Here is a 12862-nt window from a genome sequence, read left to right as displayed (position 1 = left end):
GTCGCCAATCCCTTCAATTTTCTTTCGTGTTTCGCCCGATGATCTGGCGAACCCCTTCTTTAGTGAAAGGCTGAAAAAGCTGTGGCAGAAAGCCCTTTGCAATTTCTCCCTTGATGCCGATGTTGGTCGAGGAAGGGCGATCGGGATTGAAATAGCTGCCGAACAACTGGTCGAAAATGACAAGGTTCTCGCCATAATTGGTATTTCCCTCAGGCAGCTCTTTGGAGTGGTGCCATCGGTGCAGCCGGGGCGTGCTGAACACGTAGTCCAGCGGCCCGGTTTTCATATCCACATTGCAATGGGTCAGAATGCCGATGAAGGCGGTCACAGCCGCGAGCCACCAGAACACCTGCAACGGTGCGCCCATGAGATAAAGCGGAATCTGGCTGAGCGCGATCTTGAACAGCGAGTCGGCCACATGAAAACGGCCCGTATTGACGACCCAAAGACGGACAACGCTGTGATGAAGCGCGTGGAAACGCCAGAAGAACACCGTTTCATGGGCGATACGGTGCGCCCAGTAGAGACCGAATTCAGCGATCATCAGGGCGAGCGTGACCTGAACAACCATCGGCAACTGAGAAGGCCACAGGTCGAATTTCATGGCCGCCAAAGGTTGCAGAAAAATGGCGGTCAGCATTGGAAAGAGCACCGCTGCCATGGCGGCAAGCTGAACAAGCCCCTTGGTCAAGAGCGTGTGGGCGATATTGTTGACGGTTTCACCATCAGATTGAAGCCATTCCGTCTCATAGGGAATGTAACGCTCAAGAAGAAACAGGCTGGCCACCGCGCCCGCGTAGACGGCGAGGAATGTGGTGATCGGATGCTCACTCGAAAAAGCGAAATAAGCCCCGGTAAGACCGAGAAAAAACACCATGGGCCACGAGCAATAGGTAAGGACCCGTTTTACGGCTTCATTTTTTGCCATCAATCTCAATTCCCGTCCGGCAATCATTTAACTTTCAACCAAGATCAGGTCATTATCCTCGATATGTTGCAGCAGCATGGTACGCATCTATCAAACTGGAAGACCGGCGATTTTCGGTTCGAAAGTGTGCCGCACCGGCGTGAGCGTCGAGTTTGAGTATCGTTTAGCTGATCCTGATCGCGATATAGAGAAGCGTGAGCGCAATCACCCAGAGCGCCGCCCGGCCCCATTTGGTGTGGCGCGCTTCCGCCTTGCCGATCGCTTCCGCGGTCTGGGCGTCGAAACGCAGGCCGTTCTCGCTCATATACACCAGGTCGGAATGCAGCTTCTCCGTCTTGGCAGCGATCTCGGGTGCCGCTTCCGCAAGCTTGAGAGCCGCCTTCACGCCGTCCTTCAGATCGGTGACAATGCGTTTCGGGCCAAGATTGTCCCTTATCCAGCCGCTGACGACCGGATCGGCCGCTTTCCACATGTTGAAACGCGGATTGAGCATGCGGGATACGCCTTCCACCACCACCATGGTCTTTTGCAGCATCACCAGTTCCGGGCGCGTTTCCATGTCGAAGAGCTCGGTAACTTCGAACAGCAGCGTCAGCAACTTGCCCATGGAGATCGTCTCGGCCGGCTGGCCGTGGATTGGTTCGCCGATGGCGCGGATCGCCTGCGCAAAGCTGGCTTTATCGTGATGGCCCGGCACATAACCGGCCTCGAAATGCACCTCCGCGACGCGCATGTAATCGCGGGTGATGAAGCCGTAGAGGATTTCGGCAAGGAACCTGCGTTCTTTTTTGCCCAGCCGCCCGGCAATGCCCATATCCACGGCTACGATCATGCCCGGCGGATCGACAAAGAGATTGCCGGGGTGCATGTCGGCATGGAAAAAGCCGTCGCGCAACGTGTGCCGCAGGAAGGACTGGATGAGAGTATCAGCCAGCTTGTTCAGATCGTGGCCGGCAGCCTTCAGTCCCTCAATATCCGACATCTTGACGCCGTCGATCCATTCCATGGTGACGACATCGCGGCCGGTGCGTTCCCAATCTACCTCCGGAACGCGGAATCCGGGGTCTTCTTTGGTATTTTCGGCAAGTTCGGAAAGGGCGGCGGCCTCAAGCCGCAGATCCATCTCGATCTTGGTTGTCTGTTCCAGCGTGCGAGTGACTTCCACCGGCCGCAGGCGGCGGGCAGAGCGGACGAAACGCTGTTGCAGGTCGGCGATCAGATACATCGCCTCCAGATCGTTCTGGAAGCGCTGGCGAACGCCGGGGCGAATGACCTTGACGGCGACCTTGCGCGGCCCTTTCGGCGTATCCACTATCGCCGGGTGAACCTGGGCGATGGAAGCGGCGGCGATCGGATCGCCAAATTCCCTGTAGAGTTCCGAAACAGAACGCCCGAGCGAACCTTCAATATTGGCCTTGGCCGCGGCTGCGGGGAAAAATGCCATGCGGTCCTGCAGGCTCGCAAGATCGTCGGCGAAGTCGGCGCCGACCACATCCGGCCTTGTGGCCAGAAACTGTCCCATCTTCACATAGGACGGGCCAAGCCGCTCGACAGCTACCGCCAGCCGGTCGCTACGTTGCGCCCGCTTGGCCTTGCTGCGGGCGAATGGCTTCAGCAATGCCTTCATCACTTGCGCGGAGGCAGGAAGGTCATCGGATGGCAAGGCCAGCACGACGCCTTCGCGCACGAGAACCCAGCCAACCCTTGCGAGGCGGAAATATGCGCCCAAAGTGCTCATGCTTATGCTTGTCTCCTGCTTTTGCCGGGCATGGTCTTAAAGCTTCCAGCCGGAATGCAGGGCGGCGATACCGCCGGTGTAATTTGTATAGGTCACGCGCGAAAAGCCGGCGGAGCGGATCATCGTCGCGAAATCCTCCTGATTGGGGAATTTGCGGATAGACTCGACCAGATATTGATAGGGCTCGGCATCCCCGGTGATCATCTTGCCGAATTGCGGAATGGCGTTGAACGACCATGCATCATAGACGCGGTCGAGTAGCGGCATTTCCACTTCGGAAAATTCCAGCACCAACAGTCGCCCGCCACGTTTCAGTACGCGGTAGGCTTCTTTCAGCGCGACGTCGATGCGCGGTACGTTGCGAATGCCGAAGGCGACCGTATAGGCGTCGAAGGTATTCGCCTCGAAGGGCAGCTCCTCGGCATTGGCTTCAACGAAGGTCAGATTGTCGGAGAGCTTTCGTTTTGCCGCGCGCTCCTCGCCAACGGCAAGCATCGAGCCGTTGATATCGAGAACGGTGGCATGCGCCAGACGGTTGGAGGCTTCCACGATGCGGAAAGCGATATCGCCGGTGCCACCAGCTACGTCAAGCACCTTATAAGAGGCGTCCTTGCGCGGTGAAAGCGAGGACACCATGGCGTCCTTCCACAGCCGGTGCAGGCCGGCCGACATCACGTCGTTCATAATGTCGTAGCGCTTGGCCACCTTGTGGAAGACATCGTTGACCAGCCCCTGCTTTTTGCCTTCGTCCACTTTGTGGAAGCCATAGGACGTTTCCATGCCGCCTTGGGCAGTGGTACGGGCGTCGGTCATCGTCTGTCTCCATATTAATTGCGTGGCGGACCATAGCGGAAACGCCATGGCGACGCTATCTGTTGCCGCATCGCCTGGGCGCGACATTTCGCGTGCATTGTATAGACCACATGGTCCTAACGATAAACTGCCGGATAAGCCAGATGCCAGAATTGCCAGAAGTCGAAACCGTTAGACGCGGCCTCGCGCCCACCATGGAAGGGGCAAGAATCCGCAAGCTCCACCTTGGCCGTCCCGATCTGCGCTTTCCGTTCCCGGAGGACTTCGCGGGCCTGATCGAGGGCAGGACGATCATATCGCTCGGGCGCAGGGCGAAGTATCTCTTGATAGAGCTGGAAGACGGGCTGACGATCGTTGCCCATCTTGGAATGTCCGGCTCGTTCCGTATCGAGGCGGCGGCAGATGAGGCAGGGAATAGGAACGCGCCCGGCGCGTTTCATTATGCCCGCTCGAAGGACGGCAAGCACGATCATGTCGTCTTTCATCTGGATAAGGGCGAAGAGCGCATCTGCGTCATCTATAATGACCCGCGCCGCTTCGGCTTCATGCATCTGGTGGAGCGCAACAAGCTCGACCTCTACCCCGCTTTTGCGGGGCTGGGACCGGAACCGACCGGCAACGCGCTGAGCGCGGATTATCTCGCGAGCCGGTTCCAGGGTAAAAGCCAGCCGTTAAAAAGCACGCTGCTGGACCAGAAGGTCATTGCGGGCCTTGGCAATATCTATGTCTGTGAGGCGCTGTGGCGTGCCCATCTCTCGCCTTTGCGGGCGGCGGGAACGCTGGTGACCAAAACCGGAGAGCCGAAGCCGCAGCTCATCAATCTCACGGAGAAGATCCGGGACGTGATCGCGGACGCAATCGCCGCCGGCGGCTCTTCCCTGCGCGACCATATACAGACGGACGGAACGCTCGGTTATTTCCAGCATTCCTTTTCAGTCTACGATCAGGAAGGCCAGCCTTGCCGTACACCCGGCTGCGGGGGTACGGTTGAAAGGATAGTGCAGGCCGGTCGTTCGACCTTTTATTGCGCGGCCTGCCAGAAGTAGCTGAGGCGGAATAATGGCGAGGGAGACTGCCGTGGATTATGAAACGATACTGGTCGAGAAACGCGACGAGGTGGGCGTCATCACGCTAAACCGGCCCAAGGCGCTCAACGCCCTCAATTCGGTGCTTCTGAAGGAGCTGCGGCACATTCTCTCCTCGTTCTCTGCTGACGATTCCATCGGCGCGATCATTATAACGGGGTCGGAAAAGGCATTTGCCGCTGGCGCGGACATCAAGGAAATGCAGGGGCTGGATTTTGTCGATGCCTATGTCGGCGACTTTCTCGGCGGCTGGGACGAGGTCGCATCGACCCGCAAGCCGGTCATTGCCGCAGTCTCCGGCTTTGCGCTGGGCGGCGGGTGTGAGCTGGCAATGATGTGCGATTTCATCATCGCTTCGGACACGGCGAAATTCGGCCAGCCGGAAATCACGCTTGGCGTCATTCCCGGCATGGGCGGCTCGCAGCGGCTGACGCGGGCGGTGGGCAAGGCGAAGGCGATGGATCTGGTTCTGACCGGCCGCATGATGGATGCGGCCGAGGCAGAGCGCGCCGGCCTCGTTTCGCGGATCGTCCCCGCGGCAAATCTCATGGATGAGGCGGTGGATGCCGCCACGCGCATCGCCTCGCTGTCTCGCGCTTCCGTTCTCATGGCCAAGGAAAGCGTCAATCGCTCCTTCGAGGTTCCTCTTTCGGAAGGGCTGAGATATGAAAGGCGATCCTTTCAGTCGCTCTTTGCAACAGCGGATCAGAAGGAGGGCATGGCGGCCTTCGTTGAAAAGCGCAAACCCGCTTTCCGGAATCGCTAAGGATTCGGAATATCGGCGTTTTCCGCCATTTGCGCGTTGACGGGCGTACGCTTTAGCGGTATATGCCCGCCCACGGTTAAGGAAAGCCATCCGGCTTGTCCGAAATTACTCCCGCATTCTTGGGTTAAGTGAGGTCTTCGAACGACCCGATCCTCTGGTTGCGGAATTTGGTTTGAATTCGAAGAGAGGCATACATGGCCAATACAACTTCGGCGAAAAAGGCGACCCGCAAGATCGCTCGCCGTACCGCAGTCAACAAGGCTCGCCGTTCGCGCGTTCGCGGCTTCATCCGCAAGGTCGAGGAAGCTATCGCTTCGGGCGATCTGGCAGTAGCCACCGAAGCTCTGAAGGCAGCTCAGCCTGAGATCCAGCGCGCAGCGACGCGTGGCGTTCTGCATGGCAACACGGCATCCCGTAAGGTGTCGCGTCTTGCCCAGCGCGTTAAGGCTCTTTCCGCCTAATCCGGCTAATCACAATTAACTATTCAAAAAGCCTGGTCTTTTGACCGGGCTTTTTGTGATTCTAACCCTACGTTAATCATTCCTGCCGTAACGTGACAAACGCGTGTCAGATGAGCGACAAGAAAAACTGAATAAAAACAATGGATTGCCGGAGGTCTCCCGAAAAATGGGAAGCTTTCTCTACGGAAGTCGCAGCCAGTTTTGAGTCAAGAAGATTTTTATTTTTTTGCCAAAACGGGCTATCGAAAAATGCCAAAATTGAATCTCATTGATTCATAAGCGATTCTGCTTCGGACCTTGCCGGTGATGCAAAACGACCATTGCGAGTCAATGGTCGATCTGAGTTTTTGCAGAAAAAACGCCATTGATCTCTCCCCACGATCCTGCCTAAATGCATTTCAACAAGGGGTGCGGATCTCAGTCCACAGATTATCTCGATGATCGTATCGACGATATTCACCTTCTTGCTGGCGGGCCTTTCGAGGTCCGTTTTCTCAGGTCATTGAGCTTTTTGTGCCGTTTCGGTCTCGGAACGGGCTGGAGCTTTTTGTCCTTAAGAATGCGCCTTACAGTTGTAGCGAAAGGAGCGTTTTTAGCGTGTCGCAGGCCTCTCCATGAAGGGGAGGGAAATGGGATAACCGGCTCGCAAACAAGTAGTAGTCTTTGACGCTCTTTCGAGGGGAGTGCTGGAGGCGGGAAATAATACGAGGGGGATCTCTGGCGATCGTTTTTTGATCGTCAGGCTATGATTGGCAATTTGAAAGGCGGCAATATGCAATTGAATTTGGCGATGGGTGCGGTGGCCGATGGGGACCGCGCACCACAGGCTCGTGATGCAGCTTGCTCAGAAGCGGCAGGGGATAAATCGGCAATGAAGCACGATGCGCTGTTTGAACGTTTTAGCGCGCGGCTGAAGGCACAGGTTGGTCCCGAGGTCTATGCAAGCTGGTTTGCACGGCTCAAACTCCACACCGTTTCGAAAAGCGTCGTCCGTTTTACCGTTCCGACGACCTTTCTGAAGTCCTGGATCAACAACCGTTATATGGATCTGATCACCAGTCTCGTCCAAAGCGAGGATCCGGACGTGCTGAAGGTGGAAATTCTTGTCCGCTCCGCCAGCCGCCCGGCCCGCCCCGCGCAGGTCGAGGAACGGGTGCAGCCCGTTCAGGACATGGGCGCGGTTGCGCGCAACAAGTCCTTCATTCCGTCGCAGCCGGCGACAGCACCTTCTGCACAGCCTGCGGCGGCGCAGGCGACGCTGCGGCAGGGTAGCTCCGGGCCGCTGTTCGGTTCGCCGCTCGATACACGTTTCACCTTTGACACTTTTGTCGAGGGCTCGTCCAACCGCGTCGCGCTTGCGGCGGCAAAGACGATCGCTGAAGCGGGTGCCGGTGCTGTGCGCTTCAATCCGCTGTTCATTCATGCGGGTGTCGGGCTTGGCAAGACACACCTTCTGCAGGCGATTGCCAATGCCGCCATCGACAGCCCGCGCAACCCGCGTGTGGTCTATCTGACGGCCGAATATTTCATGTGGCGTTTTGCGACCGCGATCCGCGACAATGATGCGCTGACGCTGAAAGACACCCTGCGCAATATCGACCTTCTCGTCATCGACGACATGCAGTTCCTGCAGGGCAAGATGATCCAGCACGAATTCTGCCACCTGTTGAACATGCTGCTCGACAGCGCCAAGCAGGTTGTCGTGGCCGCTGACCGCGCGCCGTGGGAGCTGGAATCGCTTGATCCGCGTGTCCGTTCGCGCCTTCAGGGTGGCATGGCCATCGAGATCGAAGGTCCCGATTACGACATGCGCTACGAAATGCTCAACCGTCGCATGGGTTCTGCACGTCAGGACGATCCGTCTTTCGAGATTTCGGACGAAATACTGACCCATGTGGCCAAAAGCGTGACGGCGAGCGGACGCGAGCTTGAAGGCGCCTTCAACCAGCTGATGTTCAGACGCTCTTTCGAGCCGAACCTCTCGGTTGACCGTGTCGATGAGCTGCTGTCGCACCTCGTCGGCAGTGGGGAGGCCAAGCGCGTCCGTATCGAGGATATTCAGCGCATCGTCGCCAGGCATTATAATGTGTCGCGGCAGGAGCTGGTTTCCAACCGTCGCACCCGCGTCATCGTCAAGCCGCGCCAGATCGCCATGTATCTGGCAAAGATGCTGACACCGCGCTCATTTCCCGAGATCGGTCGCCGTTTCGGCGGTCGCGACCACACCACGGTTCTTCACGCGGTGCGCAAGATCGAGGATCTGATTTCCGGCGACACCAAGCTCGGCCACGAGGTTGAGCTGCTGAAGCGCCTGATCAACGAAAACAACGCATGAAAAAAGCGGCCTTCGGGCCGCTTTTTTATTGGTTTCTCGGTTGTTGATTGGCTCAGGACCAGGCAGGCTGCCGGTCAGCAGGCGAGATCGGCGACCACGGCATCCAGAATAAGCATGCCGGAAGGGGTGCAGCGCAGGCGGGAATTGCCGATCCGTTCCACGAAGCCGTGTTGCAGGAGGAATTCCTCTTTCTCCGGGTCGAGTTCGCGGCCGGAGAGATCGCTCCAGCGAGCAAGATCAATGCCTTCGCGCAGGCGAAGACCCATCAATAGCAGTTCGTCTGCCTGTTCGTCGACGCCGAGAAGCTCCTGATCGACCATGCCGTGGCCTTCACGCTCGACGGTATCGAGCCAGGTTTCGGGATGGCGCTCGGTGACGGTGGCGAGCTTGGAGGCGCCATTGGTCAGGCGTCCATGCGCACCGGGTCCAATACCGGCATAATCGCCATAACGCCAATAGGTCAGGTTATGGCGGCTTTCCGCACCGGGGCGGGCGTGATTGGAAACCTCGTACGCCGGCATGCCGTAACGCTCGGTGATTTCCTGCGTCGCTTCATAAAGCACCGCCGAATGCTCGCCATCCGGTACGATCAGCTTGCCAGCCTTGTGCAGCCCGTAGAACGGCGTGCCTTCCTCGATAGTGAGCTGATAGAGCGACAGATGGTCGACGGCGTAGGAGACGGCTTCCTTCAGCTCAGCGTCCCATTCGGCCACCGTCTGGTTCGGGCGGGCGTAAATCAGATCGAAGGACATGCGCGGAAAAATTTCCCGCGCCAGACGGATGGCTTTAAGCGCATCGGCAACATCATGCAGACGGCCAAGGAACTTCAGGTCCCGGTCGTTCAGCGCCTGGACGCCGAGCGAGACGCGATTGACGCCGGCTGCCCGGTAACCGCGAAACCGCTCCGCCTCGACGCTTGAAGGATTGGCCTCCATGGTGATCTCGATACCATCAGGCACATGCCAGAAGCGCGAAACGCCATCAAGAAGCGCGCCTACGGTCTGCGGGTCCATCAGCGAAGGTGTGCCGCCGCCCATGAAAATGCTGGTAACGACACGCGGACCGCTGAGCGCCCGCATCTTTGCCATTTCGCTGAGGAACGCCGCAGTGAACCGGTCCTGATCCACCGGGCGGTGGCGGACATGGCTGTTGAAATCGCAATAGGGGCATTTGGCCGCACAGAAGGGCCAGTGCAGATAGATCCCGAAACCGGGATCGCCCGTATCCGGCAGAAGCGACGCGCCGGGGGCAGAAAGTTGGTGCTCCCCGGTCATCGGGTTCATGCCTCCAGACAGGTTTCGACGAATTTTTTGAACGCGCGGGCACGGTGGGAGAGCGCAAACGCATCGCCGTGCTTCCAGCCGTGTTTTTCGTCTGCGGTCATTTCACCGAATGTGGTGTCGTAACCTTCCGGTTTGAAGATCGGGTCATAGCCGAAACCGCTCGTTCCACGCGGTGGCCACGCCACCGTGCCTTCCACCTCGCCGCGAAAATATTCGACATGCCCGTCCGGCCAGGCAAGGCACAGCACGCTGACGAAGCGGCCCGTGCGGTCTTCCGGCTTCGTTGCACCGCGTTCGGCAAGCGCATCCTCGACCTTCTGCATGGCCATGGCGAAGTCGCGCGTACCGTCAGCCGTTTCCGCCCAATTGGCGGTGTAAACGCCCGGCGCGCCATCCAGCGCATCGATGACCAGACCGGAATCGTCAGAAAGAGCCGGCAGGCCGGACGCCTTCGCAGACGCAAGCGCCTTGATGGCAGCATTTTCCTCAAAGGTGGTGCCTGTCTCGTCCGGCTCCACGAAGTTCAGCTCCGCAGCCGATTTCGCTGAAAAGCCGAAAGGCCCGATCAGGTCGGCGATTTCGGCGATCTTGCCCTTGTTGTGGCTGGCGACGACGATCGTTCTGGTATCGAGCTTGCGCATGACGTTTTCCTGTCGGCTCAGGCTATTGCCTGTTTCTGAAGGGCGACCAGTTCGCTGCATCCGGCCTTTGCAAGACCGAGCAGCGTCAGGAATTCCTCTTCGGAGAAGGGGGCACCTTCCGCGGTTCCCTGCACTTCGACGATGCCGCCGGAGCCGGTGATGACGAAATTCGCATCGGTCTCGGCGGAGGAATCCTCGAGATAATCGAGATCGATGACCGGCTGTTTTGCAAAGATGCCGCAGGAGATCGCGGCGATATGGTCTTTCAGGACCTTCTCGACCTTGATCATGTTGCGAGTTTCCATCCACTTCAGGCAATCATGCAGGGCGATCCATGCGCCGGTGATGGAGGCCGTGCGCGTGCCGCCATCGGCCTGAATGACGTCGCAGTCGATGCTGATCTGGCGCTCGCCAAGCGCCTGCAGGTCGACCACTGCACGCAGCGAGCGGCCAATGAGGCGCTGGATTTCCTGCGTGCGTCCGCCCTGCTTGCCGGCCGAGGCCTCGCGTTTCATCCGCTCATGAGTGGAACGCGGCAGCATGCCGTATTCGGCGGTGACCCAGCCCTTGCCGCTGTTGCGCAGCCACGGCGGCGTCTTTTCCTCAAGGCTTGCGGTGACGAGCACATGCGTATCACCGAATTTGACCAGACAGGAACCTTCGGCATGTTTCGAGAAATTGCGCTCGAAGGAAACCTTGCGCATCTGATCGGTTTTTCTGCCTGAAGGCCGCATATGATCCACTCTCCATGTTGGTTCCTGCCTTCTAAGGCGCGCCCCGGGGTTTTGCAAAGCCAATTTCCATTTTGCCGCAGCGGTGCAACGCATTATATTGGTACGGACAGAGTTTTGACGATAAAGAACGGATGATATGGGCTTTTCCGCACCGCTTTCAAAAGATCAGGCATCGTTGCTGGATGAACGGTCGCGGGAGATTTTCCGGCGCATCGTCGAAGGCTATCTCGACACCGGCGAACCCTTGGGGTCGCGCAGCCTGTCGCGGCTGTTGCCGATGTCGCTTTCACCGGCCTCCGTTCGCAACGTCATGAGCGACCTCGAGGAACTGGGTCTCATCTATTCGCCGCATATCAGCGCCGGGCGACTGCCCACCCAGACGGGGCTGCGCTTCTTCGTGGACGCATTCATGCAGGTGGGCGATCTGCCCGCCGATGAGAGAGCCAGTATCGACCGTCAGATCGGTCCGGTCGCCGGCCACGAGCAATCGCTGGAAGGGTTGCTGACGGAGGCAAGCCGCATGCTTTCAGGCATGTCGCGCGGTGCTGGCCTGGTGCTGACGGCCAAGAGCGACGTCATTCTCAAGCATGTTGAATTCATCCGGCTGGAGCCCACCAAGGCGCTTGCCGTGCTGGTGGGGGACCACAATCAGGTCGAAAACCGTATCATCGAATTGCCGGTCGGCATTTCGTCATCGCAATTGACAGAGGCGGCAAATTTCATCAATGCCCATCTTTCCGGGCAGACGCTGCAGGAACTGCGGGGCCAGTTTCAGACGCAGCGTGCCGAATTGCAGTCGGAACTCGGCACGCTCGCGCAGGACCTCATCGAACGTGGTCTCGCCATATGGGCGGGCGACAATGAAGAGGGCAAGCTCGGCCGCCTCATCGTACGCGGACGCTCCAACCTGCTGGAAGGTCTGGCCGGTGAGGAAGATATCGATCGTGTGCGCCTGCTGTTCGACGATCTGGAACGCAAGGAAAACCTCATCGAGATCCTCAACCTTGCAGAAAGTGGCTCAGGCGTCAGGATTTTCATCGGCTCGGAAAACAAGCTCTTCTCGCTGTCCGGCTCGTCACTGATCGTGGCACCTTATCGGGATGAGGAAAATCGCGTTGTGGGTGCCGTCGGCGTCATCGGTCCCACGAGGCTCAATTACGCCCGTATCGTGCCTATGGTGGACTACACCGCACAAATTATGGCCCGCCTTTCCCGAAAGCAGAGATAGGACAAGCCCGCAAGGTTAGAGAATGCGGCAAGCTTTTCGCCGCAAGCCTTGATTTTTGCCCTTCAAACCTCGATATCGGGCGCAACCAACAATATTCAAATCTGGAGAACGTCATGACCGACGATACGAAAAAGCCCGGACCTGACGCGGACGTCGCCGAAGAGTTTGTCGAACCCGCATTTACAGGGGAAGAGACGGCGGAAGCTGCCGAGCCCGATCCGATCGAACTGCTCAGGGCCGAAAATGCCGATCTGCGCGACAAGTTCCTGCGTCTTGCAGCAGAAATGGACAATCTTCGTCGCCGCACCGAACGCGAAGTCAAGGATGCGAAGGCCTATTCTCTCGCCGCTTTCGCGCGCGACATGCTTGCCGTTTCCGACAATCTTCGCCGCGCTCTTGAAGCCATTCCGGACGAACTCAAGACCAATGGCGAAGCCGGTCTCAACGGCCTGATCGAAGGTGTCGAGATGACGGAGCGCTCGATGCTCTCGACGCTGGAGCGCCATGGCGTCAAAAAGATCGATGCGGAAGGCCAGAAATTCGATCCGAATTTCCACCAGGCGATGTTCGAAATTCCGAACACGGCAGTTCCGAACAACACGGTACTGCAGGTGGTTCAGGCCGGTTTCACCATCGGTGACCGGGTGCTGCGCCCCGCCATGGTTGGCGTCTCAAAGGGTGGCCCGAAGGTGGAGACCGCCGCAGCGCCCGAGCCGGGCACCGCCTCCGTCAACGAGAAGGATGCGTGAGGCATTCCCTCATCTAAAGCGCGTCCGGATATAAAACCGGGACGCGCTTTTGTTTGAAATGCTCCAATAAAAAACGCGCCTCAAGGGCGCGTTTTTTTGTC

Annotated in this window: 12 protein-coding genes; 6 read left to right on the top strand and 6 right to left on the bottom strand. The window is 58.3% G+C overall.

Going from position 1 to position 12862, the window contains the following annotated elements; translation table 11 throughout:
• Positions 1 to 13: 13 nt before the first annotated feature.
• The 3 genes from olsE to ubiE form a co-directional block, all read right to left on the bottom strand.
• Positions 14 to 928: an ornithine lipid hydroxylase OlsE gene (gene olsE / locus ACQZ6D_RS16125; RefSeq protein ID WP_003514735.1), complete on the bottom strand. Its 915-nt coding sequence runs from the start codon at positions 926 to 928 to the stop codon at positions 14 to 16.
• Between the two features lie 163 nt (positions 929 to 1091).
• Complete coding sequence (gene ubiB / locus ACQZ6D_RS16120) at positions 1092 to 2666, bottom strand: 2-polyprenylphenol 6-hydroxylase (protein WP_448729826.1); 1575 nt, start codon at positions 2664 to 2666, stop codon at positions 1092 to 1094.
• Positions 2667 to 2702: 36 nt separating this feature from the next.
• Positions 2703 to 3479 (bottom strand): bifunctional demethylmenaquinone methyltransferase/2-methoxy-6-polyprenyl-1,4-benzoquinol methylase UbiE, encoded by a 777-nt coding sequence (gene ubiE, locus ACQZ6D_RS16115; RefSeq protein WP_003514739.1) that lies wholly within the window; start codon positions 3477 to 3479, stop codon positions 2703 to 2705.
• Positions 3480 to 3622: 143 nt separating this feature from the next.
• Between ubiE and mutM the strand changes: the two genes are divergently transcribed.
• From mutM to dnaA, 4 genes are all read left to right on the top strand, one after another.
• Positions 3623 to 4525: a bifunctional DNA-formamidopyrimidine glycosylase/DNA-(apurinic or apyrimidinic site) lyase gene (gene mutM, locus ACQZ6D_RS16110; RefSeq protein WP_003514741.1), complete on the top strand. Its 903-nt coding sequence runs from the start codon at positions 3623 to 3625 to the stop codon at positions 4523 to 4525.
• 31 nt (positions 4526 to 4556) lie between these two features.
• Positions 4557 to 5330, top strand: coding sequence for an enoyl-CoA hydratase (locus ACQZ6D_RS16105; RefSeq protein WP_003514743.1), 774 nt, complete (start codon positions 4557 to 4559; stop codon positions 5328 to 5330).
• 194 nt (positions 5331 to 5524) lie between these two features.
• Positions 5525 to 5791, top strand: coding sequence for a 30S ribosomal protein S20 (gene rpsT / locus ACQZ6D_RS16100; RefSeq protein ID WP_003493474.1), 267 nt, complete (start codon positions 5525 to 5527; stop codon positions 5789 to 5791).
• Between the two features lie 871 nt (positions 5792 to 6662).
• Entirely contained in the window at positions 6663 to 8126 is a 1464-nt protein-coding gene (gene dnaA / locus ACQZ6D_RS16095; protein ID WP_003514748.1) for a chromosomal replication initiator protein DnaA, read from the top strand.
• Positions 8127 to 8200: 74 nt separating this feature from the next.
• On the opposite strand, the gene hemW is transcribed toward dnaA, so the two are convergent.
• The 3 genes from hemW to rph are packed head-to-tail and all read right to left on the bottom strand — an operon-like array spanning position 8201 to position 10784.
• The gene (hemW, locus tag ACQZ6D_RS16090) at positions 8201 to 9400 is read right to left on the bottom strand and encodes a radical SAM family heme chaperone HemW (protein WP_065703902.1); all 1200 of its coding nucleotides are present in this window, start codon (positions 9398 to 9400) and stop codon (positions 8201 to 8203) included.
• 5 nt (positions 9401 to 9405) lie between these two features.
• Positions 9406 to 10050 carry an RdgB/HAM1 family non-canonical purine NTP pyrophosphatase gene (gene rdgB / locus ACQZ6D_RS16085; RefSeq protein ID WP_003514751.1) on the bottom strand — a complete coding sequence of 215 codons (645 nt, stop codon included), beginning with the start codon at positions 10048 to 10050 and terminating at the stop codon, positions 9406 to 9408.
• A gap of 17 nt (positions 10051 to 10067) precedes the next feature.
• Positions 10068 to 10784 carry a ribonuclease PH gene (gene rph / locus ACQZ6D_RS16080; RefSeq protein ID WP_003514752.1) on the bottom strand — a complete coding sequence of 239 codons (717 nt, stop codon included), beginning with the start codon at positions 10782 to 10784 and terminating at the stop codon, positions 10068 to 10070.
• A gap of 136 nt (positions 10785 to 10920) precedes the next feature.
• Between rph and hrcA the strand changes: the two genes are divergently transcribed.
• Positions 10921 to 12012 carry a heat-inducible transcriptional repressor HrcA gene (hrcA, locus tag ACQZ6D_RS16075; RefSeq protein WP_003514754.1) on the top strand — a complete coding sequence of 364 codons (1092 nt, stop codon included), beginning with the start codon at positions 10921 to 10923 and terminating at the stop codon, positions 12010 to 12012.
• A 113-nt stretch (positions 12013 to 12125) separates the two neighbouring features.
• Positions 12126 to 12761, top strand: coding sequence for a nucleotide exchange factor GrpE (gene grpE, locus ACQZ6D_RS16070; RefSeq protein WP_003514756.1), 636 nt, complete (start codon positions 12126 to 12128; stop codon positions 12759 to 12761).
• Positions 12762 to 12862 lie beyond the last annotated feature (101 nt).

This window comes from Agrobacterium sp. 22-3639C2 (genome assembly GCF_053522105.1).
This window is presented reverse-complemented; position numbering and strand designations above follow the sequence as displayed.

What these genes read in the sequence shown, in the direction of transcription:
- olsE (WP_003514735.1), bottom strand. Translation starts at nt 928, where the DNA reads ATGGCAAAAAATGAAGCCGTAAAACGGGTCCTTACCTATTGCTCGTGG.
- ubiB (WP_448729826.1), bottom strand. Translation starts at nt 2,666, where the DNA reads ATGAGCACTTTGGGCGCATATTTCCGCCTCGCAAGGGTTGGCTGGGTT.
- ubiE (WP_003514739.1), bottom strand. Translation starts at nt 3,479, where the DNA reads ATGACCGACGCCCGTACCACTGCCCAAGGCGGCATGGAAACGTCCTAT.
- mutM (WP_003514741.1), top strand. Translation starts at nt 3,623, where the DNA reads ATGCCAGAATTGCCAGAAGTCGAAACCGTTAGACGCGGCCTCGCGCCC.
- rpsT (WP_003493474.1), top strand. Translation starts at nt 5,525, where the DNA reads ATGGCCAATACAACTTCGGCGAAAAAGGCGACCCGCAAGATCGCTCGC.
- dnaA (WP_003514748.1), top strand. Translation starts at nt 6,663, where the DNA reads ATGAAGCACGATGCGCTGTTTGAACGTTTTAGCGCGCGGCTGAAGGCA.
- hemW (WP_065703902.1), bottom strand. Translation starts at nt 9,400, where the DNA reads ATGACCGGGGAGCACCAACTTTCTGCCCCCGGCGCGTCGCTTCTGCCG.
- rdgB (WP_003514751.1), bottom strand. Translation starts at nt 10,050, where the DNA reads ATGCGCAAGCTCGATACCAGAACGATCGTCGTCGCCAGCCACAACAAG.
- rph (WP_003514752.1), bottom strand. Translation starts at nt 10,784, where the DNA reads ATGCGGCCTTCAGGCAGAAAAACCGATCAGATGCGCAAGGTTTCCTTC.
- hrcA (WP_003514754.1), top strand. Translation starts at nt 10,921, where the DNA reads ATGGGCTTTTCCGCACCGCTTTCAAAAGATCAGGCATCGTTGCTGGAT.
- grpE (WP_003514756.1), top strand. Translation starts at nt 12,126, where the DNA reads ATGACCGACGATACGAAAAAGCCCGGACCTGACGCGGACGTCGCCGAA.